The 16,104-nt window shown below is 61.7% G+C and carries 12 protein-coding genes and 1 rRNA gene; 9 read left to right on the forward strand and 4 right to left on the reverse strand.

Annotated features, from left to right (window positions below):
* Window positions 1-142: 142 nt before the first annotated feature.
* From rrf to CUC44_RS18525, 8 genes are all read left to right on the forward strand, one after another.
* Window positions 143-257, forward strand: a 5S ribosomal RNA gene (rrf, locus tag CUC44_RS18490).
* 151 nt (window positions 258-408) lie between these two features.
* Complete coding sequence (gene ebgR / locus CUC44_RS18495; RefSeq protein ID WP_100861340.1) at window positions 409-1,380, forward strand: transcriptional regulator EbgR; 972 nt, start codon at window positions 409-411, stop codon at window positions 1,378-1,380.
* Window positions 1,381-1,694: 314 nt separating this feature from the next.
* Window positions 1,695-4,769: a beta-galactosidase subunit alpha gene (ebgA, locus tag CUC44_RS18500; protein ID WP_100861341.1), complete on the forward strand. Its 3,075-nt coding sequence runs from the start codon at window positions 1,695-1,697 to the stop codon at window positions 4,767-4,769.
* The gene (locus CUC44_RS18505) at window positions 4,766-5,221 is read left to right on the forward strand and encodes a beta-galactosidase subunit beta (RefSeq protein WP_100861342.1); all 456 of its coding nucleotides are present in this window, start codon (window positions 4,766-4,768) and stop codon (window positions 5,219-5,221) included. The genes ebgA and CUC44_RS18505 overlap by 4 nt, the downstream gene beginning before the upstream one ends.
* 101 nt (window positions 5,222-5,322) lie before the next feature.
* On the forward strand, window positions 5,323-6,768 hold the full coding sequence (locus CUC44_RS18510; protein WP_100861343.1) for an amino acid permease: 1,446 nt from the start codon (window positions 5,323-5,325) through the stop codon (window positions 6,766-6,768).
* 83 nt (window positions 6,769-6,851) lie between these two features.
* Entirely contained in the window at window positions 6,852-7,190 is a 339-nt protein-coding gene (locus CUC44_RS18515; protein ID WP_100861344.1) for a tRNA-binding protein, read from the forward strand.
* 151 nt (window positions 7,191-7,341) lie between these two features.
* Window positions 7,342-8,790 carry an amino acid permease gene (locus CUC44_RS18520; protein ID WP_100861345.1) on the forward strand — a complete coding sequence of 483 codons (1,449 nt, stop codon included), beginning with the start codon at window positions 7,342-7,344 and terminating at the stop codon, window positions 8,788-8,790.
* A gap of 282 nt (window positions 8,791-9,072) precedes the next feature.
* Complete coding sequence (locus CUC44_RS18525) at window positions 9,073-10,044, forward strand: bile acid:sodium symporter family protein (RefSeq protein WP_100861346.1); 972 nt, start codon at window positions 9,073-9,075, stop codon at window positions 10,042-10,044.
* Window positions 10,045-10,144: 100 nt separating this feature from the next.
* Here the strand turns inward: CUC44_RS18525 and ovoA are convergent, their stop codons facing one another.
* Entirely contained in the window at window positions 10,145-12,295 is a 2,151-nt protein-coding gene (gene ovoA, locus CUC44_RS18530) for a 5-histidylcysteine sulfoxide synthase (protein WP_100861347.1), read from the reverse strand.
* A gap of 327 nt (window positions 12,296-12,622) precedes the next feature.
* On the opposite strand from ovoA, the gene CUC44_RS18535 reads away from it, so the two are divergent.
* Window positions 12,623-13,345 carry a head GIN domain-containing protein gene (locus tag CUC44_RS18535; RefSeq protein WP_100861348.1) on the forward strand — a complete coding sequence of 241 codons (723 nt, stop codon included), beginning with the start codon at window positions 12,623-12,625 and terminating at the stop codon, window positions 13,343-13,345.
* 77 nt (window positions 13,346-13,422) lie between these two features.
* On the opposite strand, the gene CUC44_RS18540 is transcribed toward CUC44_RS18535, so the two are convergent.
* From CUC44_RS18540 to CUC44_RS18550, 3 genes are all read right to left on the reverse strand, one after another.
* The gene (locus tag CUC44_RS18540) at window positions 13,423-13,929 is read right to left on the reverse strand and encodes a DinB family protein (protein ID WP_100861349.1); all 507 of its coding nucleotides are present in this window, start codon (window positions 13,927-13,929) and stop codon (window positions 13,423-13,425) included.
* A 99-nt stretch (window positions 13,930-14,028) separates the two neighbouring features.
* Window positions 14,029-14,871 carry an S-formylglutathione hydrolase gene (gene fghA / locus CUC44_RS18545; protein ID WP_100861350.1) on the reverse strand — a complete coding sequence of 281 codons (843 nt, stop codon included), beginning with the start codon at window positions 14,869-14,871 and terminating at the stop codon, window positions 14,029-14,031.
* 46 nt (window positions 14,872-14,917) lie between these two features.
* On the reverse strand, window positions 14,918-16,045 hold the full coding sequence (locus CUC44_RS18550) for an S-(hydroxymethyl)glutathione dehydrogenase/class III alcohol dehydrogenase (RefSeq protein WP_100861351.1): 1,128 nt from the start codon (window positions 16,043-16,045) through the stop codon (window positions 14,918-14,920).
* Between the last annotated feature and the right edge of the window lie 59 nt (window positions 16,046-16,104).

The raw sequence follows: 16,104 nt of genomic DNA on the forward strand, positions 1-16,104 counted from the left end.
TATAAGAGACAGCCATACAACACCCAAGAAGTGTTCTGGGCCTTGTAGCAAGTGCATGAACTACTTACAAATTCAGTGATAGCGACCCACCTTACCGGTGACAGTCGTTATTCACGTCAGCTTTCCGAGATTGAAGAATTTGCCTGGCGGCCATAGCGCCGTGGAACCACCTGATCCCATGCCGAACTCAGAAGTGAAACGCGGTAGCGCCGATGGTAGTGTGGCATTCGCCATGCGAGAGTAGGACACTGTCAGGCACCTATTTAGAAGAGGCCTCCCATTCGGGAGGCCTTTTTGCTTTGGAGTTTTGCCATCTATCACGGCTTATTTTAGTAAAAACGCTGGGCTGTCAGCGACTTGGCCGTTACTCTGGAGGCATGGGCCGGGGTTATCGCCAGAGGAGTATGCATGGCCACGTTGAAGGAAATTGCGCAGGAGGCCGGGGTATCCCAGGCCACAGTGTCACGGGTGCTCAATGAGGATCCGACGCTGAGCGTCAAGGAAGAGACAAGGCACAAGATCTTCGAGATCGCCGAGCGGCTGGAGTACAAGACCAGCAGTGCCCGCAAGGGGGTCCACAAGAACAAGCTGCACTTCCTGGCCGTCTACGCCTATCCCCAGAGCACCGAGGTCAATGACCCCTACTATCTCGCCATTCGCTACGGTATCGAGACCCAGTGCGCCCGTCTCAACATCGAGCTGACCCACTTCTATAACGGGGCCGAGGGGCGGGATCTCTGTGCCGTCGACGGTATCCTGGTGATCGGCCACCTGCCTGCCGAACGCCTGGCAGCCCTCTATTCTCTCTCTGCCCAACTGGTGTTTATCGACTGCCGATCCGAGGGGGAATACGACTCGGTGGACGTGGATCTGGCGCTCATCAGCCAGCAGGTGGTGGACTTCTTCATGGCCCAGGGACATGGGCGCATCGGCTACATCGGTGGTCAGGATGAGCTGCCGGATCTGCGTGAACTGGCCTTCCTTGATTACGGTCAGCGACTCGGGGTGGTGCAACAGAGCGATCTCTATCGCGGTGACTTCTCCAGTGCCTCCGGCTATCGACTGGCGAAAGAGATGCTGGCCGGCGATTGGCCAAGGGCCTTGTTCGTGGCCTCGGATTCCATCGCCATCGGGGTGCTGCGCGCCATCCACGAGAAGGGGCTGGCCATTCCCCAGCAGATAGAGCTCATCAGCGTGAACGACATTCCGACCGCCAAGTTCACCTTCCCGCCACTCTCCACTGTGCGTATCCACTCCGAACTGATGGGCTCCCAGGGGGTCAATCTGCTGGTCGAGCGGCTGCGGGACGAGCGGGAAGTGCCTCTGCGGGTGCTGGTACCCAGCCGGCTGACCCTGCGTGGTACGACTCGCCAAGTTTAGTAAAACATCTCACTCTTTATCTGCGCCATTGTCTGATGGCGCGGCCTTTCCTCTACCCTCTTTATCGCTTCCTCCTGTCAGAATAAAACATAACTCATTGTAATACAGCTATATTTACTCCATATCATTCTCTGTTTATCAACATCTGTGCCAGCAAGAGAGGGCTATCGATCTTTTCGCCTCGACTTCTGATCTTGCTCACAGATCGGGCTGGCTTGTGTGATGAGGTTAAAAGTTTACCGATCATTATCTGATATTTAGTAAATGTTTATCTAGAGTTTACCCAGCTACCTTGCCTTGTTCCGGGAGGACATGTGAATAACTGGGAAAACGTGCAATTCGTTGGTGAAAACAGGCTGGCACCCCGTGCCTATTTCTTCTCTTATGGGGATGCCCATGCCGCCTCGTCCATGCAGCGGGAGCTGAGCCGCCGCTTCCAAAGCTTGAGCGGTCAGTGGCAATTCCACTACTTCGATCATCCGCTGCAGGTGCCGGAGGCCTTCTATCACAATCCCATGACGGAGTGGGGCCAGATAGCCGTGCCCAACATGTGGCAGATGGAAGGCCACGGCAACCTGCAGTACACGGACGAAGGTTTTCCCTTCCCCATAGATGTGCCGTTCGTGCCGAGCAACAACCCGACCGGCGCCTATCAGCGCAGCTTCGTGCTGAGCCCTGCCTGGGACGGCGAGCAGGTGATCATCAAGTTCGACGGGGTGGAGACCTACTTCGAGGTCTATGTGAACGGCCACTATGTGGGTTTCAGCAAGGGCAGCCGCCTCACCGCCGAGTTCGACATCAGCGCCCATGCCCACACCGGCGAGAACCTGCTGTCGGTGCGGGTGATGCAGTGGGCGGATTCCACCTATATCGAGGATCAGGACATGTGGTGGATGGCGGGGATCTTCCGCGACGTCTATCTGCTGGGCAAGACCCCCGTCCATGTGCAGGACTTCTTCATCCAGACCGCCCTGGCCGACGACAACCGAAGCGCTACCCTGAGCTGCGACATCCGGTTGGAGAGCCTGGGGGTGCAGGCCCGGAACCATCGCCTGGTCTGGTCCTTGCTGGATCAAGGCAGCGAGATAGCCAGCGGTGCTCTCGAAAACCTCGCCATCGACGGCGAGCTGATCTGCGGCTTCACGCTGGACCTGGCGGCTCCGCATCTGTGGAGCGCCGAAGACCCTTATCTTTATCAGCTGCAACTCTCCCTCTATGGCGACAGTGGCGACTTGCTGGAGGTGATCCCGCAGCGGGTCGGGGTGCGCGAGATCCGTGTCAAAGACGGGCTCTTCTACGTCAATGGTCAGTACCTCAAGCTGCACGGAGTGAATCGCCACGACAACGATCACCTGAAGGGCCGCGCCGTCGGCATGGATCGGGTGGAGCGGGACATAGTGCTGATGAAGCAGCACAACCTCAACTCGGTGCGCACCGCCCACTACCCGAACGACCCGCGCTTCTACGAGCTGTGCGACCAGTACGGCCTGTTCGTGATGGCGGAGACGGACGTGGAGACCCACGGCTTTGCCAACGTAGGCGATCTCAGCCGCATCACGGACGATCCCAACTGGGAGCCGGTGTTTGTGGACAGGATAGAGCGCCACGTCCACGCCCAGAAGAACCATCCCTCCATCATCATCTGGTCGCTGGGCAACGAGTCCGGCTACGGCTGCAACATCAGAGCCATGTACCGCCGCTGCAAGCAGATCGATCCGACCCGGCTGGTGCACTATGAGGAAGACCGCGACGCCGAGGTGGTGGATGTGGTCAGCACCATGTATTCCCGCGTCTCCCAGATGAACTGCTTCGGCGAGTTCCCGATGACTAAGCCGCGCATCCTCTGCGAATACGCCCACGCCATGGGCAACGGCCCGGGTGGCCTCAGTGAATACCAGCAGGTGTTCGACCGCCATCCCCACATTCAGGGTCACTACATCTGGGAGTGGTGCGATCACGGCATCCTGGATGAGGATGAGCAGGGCCGCCCGGTCTACAAGTACGGCGGCGACTACGGCGACTACCCCAACAACTACAACTTCTGCATGGATGGGCTCATCTATCCGGATCAGACCCCGGGGCCCGGCCTGCGCGAATACAAGCAGGTGATCTGCCCGGTCAAGATCCGCGCCGCCGATGCAGCCAGCGGCAAGCTGGAAGTGGAGAACCGTTATTGGTTCTCGACCCTGGACGACATTCGCCTGCTGGTCGAGGTGAAGGCGGAAGGGGAGCTGCTGGCGAGTCAGCAGATCCGGTTGGCGGGCATGGCCCCCGGCGCCATCACGCCGCTGCAACTGGCGCTACCGAGCCTGGATGAGCGGGAAACCTTCGTCCAGATCCGGGTCATCAAGGCCAGCGCCACCCGCCATAGCCCGGCGGATCACGAGCTCGGCCAGTATCAGTTCCAGCTCAAGGCATCGACCCGTCAACTAAGGCCCTTCGTCAGTCCCAACGCCACGGCGCTGCAGATTGCCGACGAGCGGCTCGCGCTGACCCTGACCGGTAACGGCTTCGCCCTGCGCTTCTCGCGCCTGGACGGCAAGCTGGTGAGCTGGCAGCAGGATGGCAATGAGCTGATCGAGCGCTCGCCGCGCCTCACCTTCTTCAAGCCGATGATCGACAACCACAAGCAGGAGTACGAGAGCCTGTGGCACTCGAATCACCTGCAGATCATGCAGGAGCACTTCCGCAGCCTGAGCTGGCGTCAGCTGGGCGAGGCCATCGAGGTGACGGTGGAGAGCCTGATAGCGCCCCCGGTGTTCGATTTCGGCATGCGCTGCTGCTACGTCTACACCCTGAGCCCGAACGGCCAGTTGCACGTCCAGCTGTGCGGCCAGCCCTACGGCGGCTATGACGACATCATCCCCAAGATTGGTTTCGAACTGGGTATCCGCCGGGATCTCGAACGGGTGCACTACTTCGGCATGGGACCGGGGGAGAACTACCAGGACAGCCGCCAGAGCAACTGGATCGACAGTTTCCAGAGCACGGTGGCCGAGATGTGGGAGCACTACCCCTTCCCCCAGGACAACGGCAACCGCCAGCAGGTGCGCTGGGCGACCCTGACCAACCGCCACGGTGAGGGCCTCTATGTGCGCCCGGATGCCCCCATCAACCTGAGCGTCTGGCCCTACAGCTGGGAACATATCCACGCCGCCCAGCACATCAATGAGCTGGATCCCAGCGGCTATCTCACCCTCAACCTGGATCACAAGGTGCTGGGGCTGGGTTCCAACTCCTGGGGATCCGAGGTGCTGGACTCCTGGCGGGTACGTTTCGAACCGTTCTGCTTCGGCCTGACCCTGCTGCCCATCGCCCGCGGCAACCTCAATCCGGCCGCCCTGGCCGGGCTCGATCTCAGCATCAACGGCGGGAGGAACCTCGCATGATCACCCTGGATAACCTGACCCTGTTCAAGAACATCTACCGGGAGGGCAAGAAGTGGGGCCGCTGCGTGGAGGCCATCGACAACCTGCCTAACCTCAAGTCCGGTATCTGTCACTCCATAGGTGACTCCCTCACCTACCGCTTGCAGGAGGGGGCCAGCCCGGCCACCTCCCTGTTTGAGGGGCAGCGCCGCTACTTCGACATCCACTACTACCTGGAAGGAGAAGAGACGGTGGAGTGGGCCGGGAAAAACGAGCTGCAGACCGAGCAGGCCTATGACGACACCAGCGACCGCGAGTGGCTGGCCGGCGAGGTGCGAGAGCGCCAGCGGGTCGGCAATGGCCAGCTGGTGATCTTCGAGAACCACGAGGCCTACCGCTTCGCAGGCGACAGCCCGGTACGCAAGCTGATCATCAAGGTCACGGTCGAAGGCGGCTACTTCAAAAACAAATAATCCGCCGCTTCTGTACTGATAAAAGCCGGAAGGGGCGGAGCTCACCCTACAACTCAAGCCCCGCCCTTTCGCAGAGATAACTACAGGTCTGGAGATGGAACATGTCAGATTCCAAGCGCAATACGATAGGCAAGTTCGGTTTGCTGTCGCTCACCTTTGCGGCCGTATTCAGCTTCAACAACGTCATCAACAACAACATAGAGATCGGCTTGGCCTCGGCCCCCATGTTCTTCCTGGCCACCATTTTTTACTTCATTCCGTTTTGCCTGATCATCGCGGAGTTCGTGTCACTGAATAAGAACTCCGAGGCCGGTGTCTATGCCTGGGTCAAAAGCTCCCTCGGTGGACGCTGGGCTTTCATCTCCGCCTACACCTACTGGTTCGTGAACCTGTTCTTCTTCACCTCTCTGTTGCCGCGGGTCATCGCCTACGCCTCTTATGCCTTCCTGGGCTACGAATACATACTCACGCCGCTCGCGACTACTGGCTTGAGCATGATCCTGTTCGCCTTCGCTACTTATGTTTCCACCAACGGCGCCAAGATGCTGGGTCCCATCACTTCTGTGACCTCGTCCCTGATGCTGCTGCTGACCCTCTCTTACATACTGCTGGCAGGTGCGGCCTTGATTGGCGGCGTGCAGCCGGCGGATCCCATCACGGTGGAGGCCATGATCCCGGACTTCAGCTGGGCCTTCCTGGGTATTACCACCTGGATCTTCATGGCGGCCGGCGGTGCCGAGTCGGTGGCCGTCTACGTGAATGACGTCAAGGGCGGCTCCAAGTCGTTCGTGAAGGTGATCATCATCGCCGGCATCTTCATCGGCGTGCTCTACTCCGTCGCCTCCCTGTTGATCAACGTGTTTGCCCCCAGCGACACCCTGAAATTCACCGGCGGCTCGGTGCAGGTGTTCGAAGGCTTGGCCTCCTACTTTGGTCTGCCAATCTTACTGGTGAACCGCTTCGTGGGGCTGGTCTCCTTTACCGCCATGTTCGGCTCCCTGCTGATGTGGACCGCCACCCCGGTGAAGATCTTCTTCTCCGAGATCCCGGCCGGCATCTTCGGCAAGAAGACGGTCGAGCTGAACGAGAACGGCGTGCCCGCCCGGGCAGCCTGGATCCAGTACCTGATAGTGCTGCCCCTGATGCTGATCCCGACCCTCGGCTCCAACACCGCCCAAGACCTGATGAATACCGTCATCAACATGACGGCGGCCGCCTCCATGCTGCCACCCCTGTTCATCATGCTGGCCTATCTGAACCTGCGCCTGAAACTGGATCACCTGCCACGGGATTTCAAGATGGGTTCACGCACTACCGGCATCGCCGTGGTCTCCGTGCTGATCGCCATCTTCGGGGTGGGCTTCCTGGCCTCCACCTTCCCGACCGGTGCCGACATCCTGACCATCGTCTTCTACAACGTGGGGGGGATCGTCATCTTCCTCGGCTTCGCCTGGTGGAAATACAACAGATACGAGGCCTCGTTGAGCGAGGAGGCGCGGGTGCTGGAAGCCCAGCCGACCGCCCAGGTTGCCGTCCCGGCGTCCTGAGCAAGGCCCGAGTGGTCAAACACGTTAAACCGGGTGGCTGCGGCCACCCGTGACCGGTTGCACAACAGAACGAGGAGAGTGGAATGAGCGAGGTGATCGAGTTTGCCGAATTCAAGCGGGTCGAGATGAAGGTGGGCAAGGTGCTGGAGGTGGTGCGCCATCCCGGCGCCGACAAGCTCTACATAGTGCAGATAGACGTGGGGGGCGAGCGGCCGCTGCAGACGGTCACCAGCCTGGTGCCCCACTACAGCGAGGCGGAGCTGCTGGGCAGCCAGGTGGTGGTGCTGACCAACCTCAAACCCACCCGCATGCGCGGTGAGCGCTCCGAGTGCATGTTGCTGTGCGCCGAGACACCGGACGAGAGCCAGAGCGTGCTGCTGCAACCCCGCGTGCCCATGGCGCCGGGCACCCCCATCGTCTGATGGTCGATAGTGCACATCTCTGCCAGGCGGACCAGGACGGCCCGCTTGGCCATAACAAGAAATAAAAGAGTCCGGCCATCAGGTCAGGACGACACACAGTCAGAGTCAACGCGCCCGCTGGTGAAGCGGCGTGATCCCATTGGAGAACATCATGTCTGATTCAGTACGCGGCACCCTGGGCAAGTTTGCCCTGTTGTCGATGACCTTTGCCGCCGTGTTCAACGTGCGCAACATCGTCAACAACAACATCGAACTGGGGCTGAGCTCGGCGCCCATCTTCCTGCTGGCCACCCTCGTTTACTTCATCCCTTTCGTGTTCATCATCTCCGAGTTCGTCTCCGCCAACAGGCAGTCGGAATCGGGCATGTATGACTGGCTCAAGAAGCCGCTCGGCACCCGCATGGCCTACCTCGGCTCCTTCCTCTACTGGTTCGTGAACCTGTTCTGGTTCGTCTCCCTGCTGCCGAACGTCATCGCCTACGCCTCCTACGCCATGCTGGGCTATGAGTACAGCTTCTCCCCCATGGTGACCTCCATCATCTCCATCGCCCTGTTCGCGGCGGCGACCCACATCTCCACCAAGGGGGCGAGCTGGCTTGGCAAGATTGCCGAACTGGTGGCCTACGGCGTGTTCGCCCTGTTCGCCATCTATGTGCTGGGGGCCCTGATGGCCTTGAGTGGCGACCATGTGCCGGCCCAGCCCATCACGCTGGAGGCCATGACGCCGACCGTCAACTGGGCGACCCTGGGCATCATGTGCTGGATCTTCCAGGCGGCCGGTGGCGCCGAGACGGCGGCGGCCTACCTCAATGACGTCAAGGGCGGTCAGAAGTCCTTCATCCGGGTGATCATCACGGCCGGCATCATCATAGGCGCCATGTATGCCCTGGGCTCCTTGCTGGTGAACGTGTTCGTGCCGCGGGAAAGCCTCACCTACGCCGGCGGAATGGTGGAGATCTTCACCGGCATGGCCCAGTACTTCCAGGTCTCCGAGGTGCTGGTCGGCCGCTTCGTCGGGGTGGTGCTGTTCATCGCCATGTTCGGCTCCATGATGATGTGGACCTCGGCGCCGGTGAAGATCCACTTCTCCGAGATCCCCCAGGGGGTCTATGGCGAGAAGACCACAGAGCTCAACGAGCACGGGGTGCCGGTGCGCGCCGCCTGGTGGCAGTTCGTATTCGTGTTCGTGATGCTGGTGGTGAACGGTTTCGGCTCGGAGTCGGTGCAGCAGATGATGAACACCGCCATCAACCTCACCGCCGGAACCGCCATGCTGCCGCCCATCTTCATCATGGTGGCCTACTTCGTGTTCCGCTGGAAACACGACGACACCCCGCGGGATTTCCGCATGGGCTCGCGTACTTTCGGCATGGCCGTGGTATCCGTGCTGATCCTCATCTTCGTGGTCAGCATGAGCGCCTCCGCCTTCCCGGCCGGGGTGGATCTGGTGCGCGCCTTCTTCATCAACGTCTTCATGACGGCGGTGTTCTCGGCCATCGCCTACTGGTGGATCTCCCGCTTCGAGAAGCGTCAGGCTGCCAAATTGGCCGCTGGCGGCAATCTGCCGGGCAAGGGGAGCAAGCGGGTCAAGCAGAGCTGACGACATCACGGCTTTTTGTGCAACGGGTGGCTCAAGCCACCCGTTTTTTAGGCTTTTTTAGCCGTGGAGCTCGGTTTATTGTTCAATTTCAGACCAGCATGGCAAGTAAACGTTTAATTTTCTTAAACGCCTTTGGACATAGCTCAACTTTGCAGCACCCAATTCTCGGGGTAAGCTGGGGATTCGTTGCAACGGGAGCTCTCAAACAGCTCCTGTTGTCTTTCCTGTCGTCCCCTCCCGAACACCTCGGCGGCGCGGGACGCGCTTTCCTGGAGACTCGTCGTGCGTCTAGATCCCTTTACCTGTGTGCTGATCCTGGTGGTCACCCTGGCCTCCCTCTTCCCCTGCGAGGGGCAGGTCGCCGTCTGGTTCGGTCTGTTGACCAAGCTGGCGGTGGCGCTCTTGTTCTTCATGCACGGCGCCAAGCTGTCGCGCCAGAACCTGCTGGCGGGGCTCGGCCACTGGCGGCTGCACCTGGTGGTCATGCTCAGCACCTTCGTGCTGTTCCCGCTGCTGGGGCTCTTGCTCACCCCCTTCGTGCCCCACTGGCTGAGTCCGGCCATCTACCTCGGTTTCTTGTATCTGTGCGCCCTGCCCGCCACCGTGCAGTCGGCCATCGCCTTCACCTCCCTGGCCGGTGGCAATGTGTCGGCGGCGGTGTGCAGCGCCTCGGCCTCCAGCATACTCGGCATCTTCCTCTCCCCCGTGCTGGTGGGGCTGATGATCAATGTGCAGGGGGAGGGCATCGACACCTGGCACTCCATCCAGTCCATCATGGTGCAGCTGATGCTGCCGTTCGTGGTGGGTCACCTGTCCCGACCCCTCATCGGCCGCTGGGTCGATGCCCACAGGCCGCTCATCGGCAAGCTGGATCAGAGCTCCATCCTGCTGGTGGTTTATGTGGCCTTCAGCGAGGCTGTGGTGCAGGGGATCTGGCATCAGGTGGGCTGGTATGACCTGGCCAGTATAGTGCTGCTGAGCTGCGTGCTGCTGGCACTGGTGCTGGGCTGGAACGTCTGGATCAGCCGCCGGCTCGGGTTCAACCGGGCGGACGAGATCACCATCGTCTTCTGCGGCTCCAAGAAGAGCCTGGCCAACGGGGTGCCCATGGCGAACGTCATGTTCCCCGCCGCCAGCGTCGGTGTCATGGTGCTGCCGCTGATGATCTTCCACCAGATCCAGCTGATGGTGTGCGCCGTGCTGGCCCGCCGTTATCACGAGGGGACAACTCAGGCCTCCACTCAGGAGGGATGAGGCGCCCAGCGAGGTGACAAGAGGGCTGCGTGGACAAGAGATAAACGCGGATAAAAGAGAGGGAGGCCAGTGCCTCCCTCTCTTTTTTGTTGCATCCGCCTCAGCGTTTGCGCCAGACGGTGAGCTGGGCCAGGGTGTGCTGGTACTTGCGGGCGGTCTCACGGATGACGAAGGGCACATCCCGCGGCGGGCACAGCTCCTCGAATTCTGCCGCCAGCAGCCGCTGCAGCGCCTGATGGGTTGAGAGCGCCTCGCCGTTTTCCCGGATGCCGCCGAGCCAGTTCGCCTTGGGGGTGTAGTCCGTCAGCCAAGTGTAGGGGCTGGTGAGCAGCAGCAGGCCACCGCTGCGCAGGCGCGGGGCAATGTCACGCAGGAAGCGGGCGGGTTCGCGCAATCTATCAATGAGATTGGAGGCGAGCACCAGATCGTAGTGGTCGTACTTGGGTTTGAGGTTGCAGGCATCTCCCTGGCTGAAGTGGATGCGATCGGCCTGCGCACTGCCCAGATCGTGGGCGGAGAGGCGAGCCTCGCAATACTCCACCAGATCCCCCTCCACCGGCATGGCGTAGCGGAAGCTGTCCTGCTTGGCCAGGGCCAGCGCCACGTCGATGAAGCGGGCCGAGTAGTCGACCCCGTCCACGTGCTGGAAGTGGCGGGCCAGCTCGAAGCTGGCACGGCCGGTGGCGCAGCCGATGTCCAGCGCCCGCTGGTGGTTGCCGCACAGTTCGCCGGCAAGATCAGCCAGCGTCTTGGCGTAGTTCGCCACCCCGAAGTGGGTCGGACCGTACTGGAAGTCGAGATACTGGGCGACCAGCGTGTCGGTTTCGTAAGGGTTCACAATGATGGGTTCCTGATAGCGGGAGACCAGATAGCGGAAGCCCGCATGCTGGAAGAAGTGGCGGCGAAAGGCGTAGCGAGACGACTTGAGTGCCTCGTTGCCCGTGCTTACCCAGCTGCCCCCCTTGATCAGGCTGTGCTTGCCATCGAAGGTGGGGGTGGAGAAGTCGTCGTAGAGGGGGTGTACCTTGAAACCGTCGAAGCCGTCGATGGCGGTGCTGGTCCACTGCCAGACGTTGCCCACCAGATCGAAGAAGCCGGCCTGGGGGCAGGCATCGACCGGGCAGGGGGAGGCGAAGCGGGCCAGGTTGATATTACCCGGGGCCTCCAGCCAGTCCGGCTGATCCCCCGCCAGTTGCTCCCGCAGCAGCTGCCATTCGGCCTCGCTCGGCAGCTGGACGGACAGCCCGGTCTGGGCCGATTTCCAGCGGCAGAAGGCGGCGGCCTCCAGCTGGTTCACCTCGGCGGGCCAGTCCCAGGGCATGGGGATCTGCTCCGTCATCAACCTCAGTTGCAACTGTTCGGGTTCGCTGGGATCGCCGACCCAGAAGCTCGGCATCCGCGCGCCGGCGAACTGGCGCCAGCCCCAGCCCTCATCGTCCCACCAGGCCTGCTGCCGGTAGCCACCTGCCTGCACGAACTCGAGGTACTCGGCATTGCTCACCAGCATGCGGCTTGCCTGGAAGGGGGCCAGCTCTATGTGACGCTCGCCGTATTCGTTGTCCCAGCCATAGGTGGCGTCCCGCTTGCCGAGGCGTACTCGCCCGCCTGCCACCGGCAGCAGGGCGTTGACGGGCGCCTCGTCTCGCTGGTGGCTGCGCTCTTCGCAGATCGGCCAGTGAGCTTGGGGGCGCACCCAGGCCAGGGGCAACTGGCGGATCAGCACGCTGGAGGTCTCGAGGTGGATGCGCTCGTGCTCTATGCCCATCAGGATGACCCAGGCCGGGCTCTGCCACTGGATGGGCAGAGTCAGGGGCATGCGCTCGATAAAGTCAGTCACCAGGGCACGCACCTTGGTTCGATAGGCACGCAGTTCGGCGACGCTGGGCCAGTCGTAGTGGGTGTCGTCCAGATCGTCCCAGCTCATCTCGTCCACGCCGATGGCCACCATGGCCTCTATGCGTGGATCGAGGCGAGCCTCGATAAGGCGGGCCGCCAGCAGCTTGTTGATGAAGAAGGCGGCGGTGTGACCGTAGTAGAAGATGAGCGGGTGGCGCAACGAGATGGCCTTGTTGAACCAGGCGCGTTCATCGGCCAGACAGTCGAACAGGGAGTCATAGAGCGCGAAGGTCTGGCTGAAGTAGGCGAGCAGCTCGCGCCGCTTCTGCTCGGGATCCTCACCGGTCAGCAGCGGGGTGCGGGTCGGCGCTGGCAGGCCGTCGATGGCGGCAAGGGGGTGGCTGGCTTGGGTCACGCTCTGACTCCTTTTGGGCAGTGAAGACGGACTGGGTGCGCGGATGCACAAAGTATCACTATTGGCTCAACAGACCGGCGCGACAACAAAAAACTGTCGGCGCCTGTCGTCATGGCGGAGGCTCGCCGGGCCGGGTAATCCCCATTCGGGTATGGTCAGTTTTACCACTATATAGTCAGAATGGCGCCTTACAGCCTGATGACACAGGCAATAAAAAGAGTAAAACCCATAAAAATCATGTGATTGAGCTTATGGCACGAGGATTGCCATCTTGATTCCCGGATGAGTACAAACAGGCCGGACAGGGCCATCAACAAGGAGAGAGAAATGAAGTGGATGCTGGGATTGATGCTGGCCCTTGGGCTCGGTGGCTGCAACAAGCTGGATTACATCCAGGTGAGCGGTGACGGCACCGTCATCGAGCAGCGCCATCCCCTGGGTCAGCAGGTGACCCGGGTGCTGGCCGGGGTGCCCGCCAATATCCATCTGGTGGTCGGAGAAGAGAGGGGCATCTTGATCCGTGGGCAGGAGAAGCCGCTGCCCTATCTGGTGCTGACCGAGCGAGACGACAAGCTGGAGCTGGAGGTCAAGGATGGCTACCGGCTGGAGTCTCCCGAGCCCATCGACATCACCATCACCTTGCCCAAGGTGGAAGAGCTGGCGCTGGCGGGTCTGGCTCGCGGCGATCTGAGCGGTTTTTCGGGGGATAAGCTGGTGCTGTCGGTGGCAGGTCTGGGGGACATAGTCGCCAGCCAGCTGGCGCTGGATCGACTGGAGGGCAACATCGCCGGTGCGGGTAGCCTGGATCTGGGGAGCGGTTCGGCCAGAGAGGTCGAGCTGAATATCGCCGGTGCCGGCGGCGTGTCGGGCGCTGAGTTCAAGGGAGAGAAGGTCGAGGTCAATATCGCGGGCAGCGGCGACGTGGAGGTGAATGCCAGTGAGTTGCTGAAGGTCGGCATCGCCGGCTCCGGCTCGGTCAATTATTGGGGCGATCCCCGACTGGAGAGCGAGATCGCCGGATCCGGTGCCATCTCCCGGGTCGGAAGCTAAGTCTCCGGCTCGATTCCCAGTCAAAAAAACAGGCCCAGCAGGGCCTGTTTTGTTATCCCTCGTCCCGGGGCTTTCTCTCAGGCGAGAGGCAGGTTGATGCGCAGATCCGCATTCAGGCGCATCAGCAGCCACTGCATGCCGGCCAGGTGCTGGTGGTCGTGGCTGACCAGCAGGCGCACCAGACCGTCCAGCGTCACCTCTCCATAGTTGCCATAGTGGGCTCGCCGTTCCCATGCCGAGGCAGGCAGCTCCCTTAGCCAGGCGACTGTCTCGGCGCGGGCGGCGCGAAAGCGGGCCAGCTGGGTGGCGGGATCCTGATGGCGATAATCGTTATCCAGCGCCAGCTGATAGCCATCGAGGGAAACGAGCTCGGGCAGGCTCTCCGTCAGGGTGCGCTGAAAGCGGACCCGGTAACCCAGCACTTCGATGTCCAGCAGATGGCAGAGGTGACCCTGGGCGCTGAAGCGCTCGGAGGGGATGCCGGCCCAGTTGGCGGGCTCCCAGTTCAGATGATCGGCGGGTACCTGTGCCAGCAGTTGTTCGAACTGATCCGGCATGGCTTGCAGGCTGGTGAAGAGATGCATCCTTGTCTCCCGTTCCTTGGGTGAAGCGGATCGCCACCGGCTGGCGGCGATCCGCGTATATGTGCCTCTCCGACCATGGCGGGCCGGAGAGGGCACTGGCTAGTCGCCGAGGTGGCGAGCGTGGAAGCGCAGGTGCGCTTCGATGAAGCTCGCCACGAAGTAGTAGCTGTGGTCGTACCCGGCGTGACGGTTGAGCTCCAGCGGCCAGGCCTTGGCGGCGGCGACCTCATCCAGGGCGTCGATACCGAGCTGCTCGGCGAGGAAGGGATCGTCCAGTCCCACATCCACCCGGGTCGGCAGCGGTTGGCCGTCGTGGTGGCGCAGCAACTGGCAGGCATCCCACTCCTGCCACAGCAATGGGTTGTTGCCGAGGTAGGCACCGAGCGCCTTCTGGCCCCAGGGGCAGCGGCTCGGGTGGCTGATGGGACTGAAGGCCGACACTGAACGGTAGCGACCGGGTTCCCGCAGCGCCGCGATCAGGGCCCCATGCCCTCCCATGGAGTGGCCGCTGATGGCGCGCCGGGTCGAGACCGGGAAGTGGGTCTCGATGAGCTCGGGCAGCTCCCGGGTGACGTAGTCATACATCTGGTAGTGATCGCGCCAGGGGTGCTGGGTGGCGTTGACGTAAAAACCGGCCCCCATGCCGAGATCGTAGCCGGGATCGTCCGCCACACCTTCCCCGCGGGGGCTGGTATCCGGCGCCACCAGAGCGATGCCGAGCTCGGCGGCGATGCGCTGGGCTCCCGCCTTTTGCATGAAGTTTTCATCGGTGCAGGTGAGGCCGGAGAGCCAGTAGAGCACGGGTACCTTCTGGCCGGTGAGGGCCTGGGGCGGCAGGTAGATGGCGAAACGCATCTCGCACCCGAGCACGCTGGAGGGGTGGCGATACTGCTTGTGCCAGCCATCGAAGCTCTTGTTGCTGCTGATGATGTCCAGATTCATCGACGAACTCCTCAGCCCCGCCAGCGGTTGGCGGGGCTGTCATGACTCAGTAGTGGATGACGGTGCGGATGCTCTTGCCTTCGTGCATCAGCTCGAACGCCTCGTTGATCTGCTCAAGGGGCATGGTGTGGGTGATGAAGTCGTCGAGACGAAACTCTCCCTGCATGTAGCGCTGCACATAGCTCGGCAGCTCGCTGCGACCACGGACGCCGCCGAAGGCACTGCCGCGCCAGACCCGGCCTGTGACCAGCTGGAACGGACGGGTGCTGATCTCCTGACCGGCGCCGGCCACGCCTATGATGACAGACTCGCCCCAGCCCTTGTGGCAGCACTCCAGCGCGGCGCGCATCACCTTGACGTTGCCGATGCACTCGAAGGAGAAGTCGACGCCGCCGTCGGTCATCTCGACGATCACCTCCTGGATGGGCTTGTCATAGTCGTTTGGGTTGATGCAGTCGGTGGCGCCCAGCTTGCGGGCCAGCTCGAACTTGCTCTCGTTGATGTCGATGGCGATGATGTGACCGGCCTTGGCCAGACGGGCGCCGATCACGGCGGAGAGGCCGATGCCACCCAGCCCGAAGATGGCGACGCTCTCACCCTCTTTGACCTTGGCTGTGTTCATGACTGCGCCTATGCCTGTGGTGACGCCACAGCCCAGCAGACACACCTCTTCCAGCGGGGCGGCCGGATCGACCTTGGCGATGGAGATCTCCGGCAGTACCGTGTATTCGCTGAAGGTGGAGGTGCCCATGTAGTGGTAGATGGGCTGGCCGTCCTTGGAGAAGCGGGTGGTGCCATCCGGCATCAGCCCCTTGCCCTGGGTGGCGCGGATCTTCTGGCACAGGTTGGTCTTGCCGGACTTGCAGAACTTGCACTCGCGGCACTCCGGGGTGTAGAGCGGGATCACGTGATCGCCGACCTTGACGCTGGTGACTCCTTCGCCGATGGACTCGACGATGCCGCCCCCCTCGTGACCGAGAATGCAGGGGAAGACACCTTCCGGATCTTCACCGGACAGGGTGAAGGCATCGGTATGGCAGACGCCGGTGGCGACGATCCGCACCCGCACCTCGCCGGCCTGGGGTGGCATGACCTCGACCTCTTCGATGGAGAGGGGCTGACCCGGGCCCCAGGCGATGGCGGCCTTACACTTGATACTTTGAACCTGTGCCATGGATGATGTCCTTATGGTGGAGAGTTGAACGGAAATGAGTTCGGACAATCAGTGTAGTT

The organism is Aeromonas lusitana, assembly GCF_002812985.1.
Taxonomy (GTDB): Bacteria; Pseudomonadota; Gammaproteobacteria; order Enterobacterales; family Aeromonadaceae; genus Aeromonas; species Aeromonas lusitana.

Bases quoted from the DNA above. Each gene is read 5' to 3' on its own strand.
- CUC44_RS18520 (WP_100861345.1), top strand. From the start codon at position 7,342: ATGTCTGATTCAGTACGCGGCACCCTGGGCAAGTTTGCCCTGTTGTCG.
- CUC44_RS18510 (WP_100861343.1), top strand. From the start codon at position 5,323: ATGTCAGATTCCAAGCGCAATACGATAGGCAAGTTCGGTTTGCTGTCG.
- fghA (WP_100861350.1), bottom strand. From the start codon at position 14,871: ATGAATCTGGACATCATCAGCAGCAACAAGAGCTTCGATGGCTGGCAC.
- CUC44_RS18515 (WP_100861344.1), top strand. From the start codon at position 6,852: ATGAGCGAGGTGATCGAGTTTGCCGAATTCAAGCGGGTCGAGATGAAG.
- CUC44_RS18540 (WP_100861349.1), bottom strand. From the start codon at position 13,929: ATGCATCTCTTCACCAGCCTGCAAGCCATGCCGGATCAGTTCGAACAA.
- CUC44_RS18550 (WP_100861351.1), bottom strand. From the start codon at position 16,045: ATGGCACAGGTTCAAAGTATCAAGTGTAAGGCCGCCATCGCCTGGGGC.
- CUC44_RS18505 (WP_100861342.1), top strand. From the start codon at position 4,766: ATGATCACCCTGGATAACCTGACCCTGTTCAAGAACATCTACCGGGAG.
- CUC44_RS18535 (WP_100861348.1), top strand. From the start codon at position 12,623: ATGAAGTGGATGCTGGGATTGATGCTGGCCCTTGGGCTCGGTGGCTGC.
- ebgR (WP_100861340.1), top strand. From the start codon at position 409: ATGGCCACGTTGAAGGAAATTGCGCAGGAGGCCGGGGTATCCCAGGCC.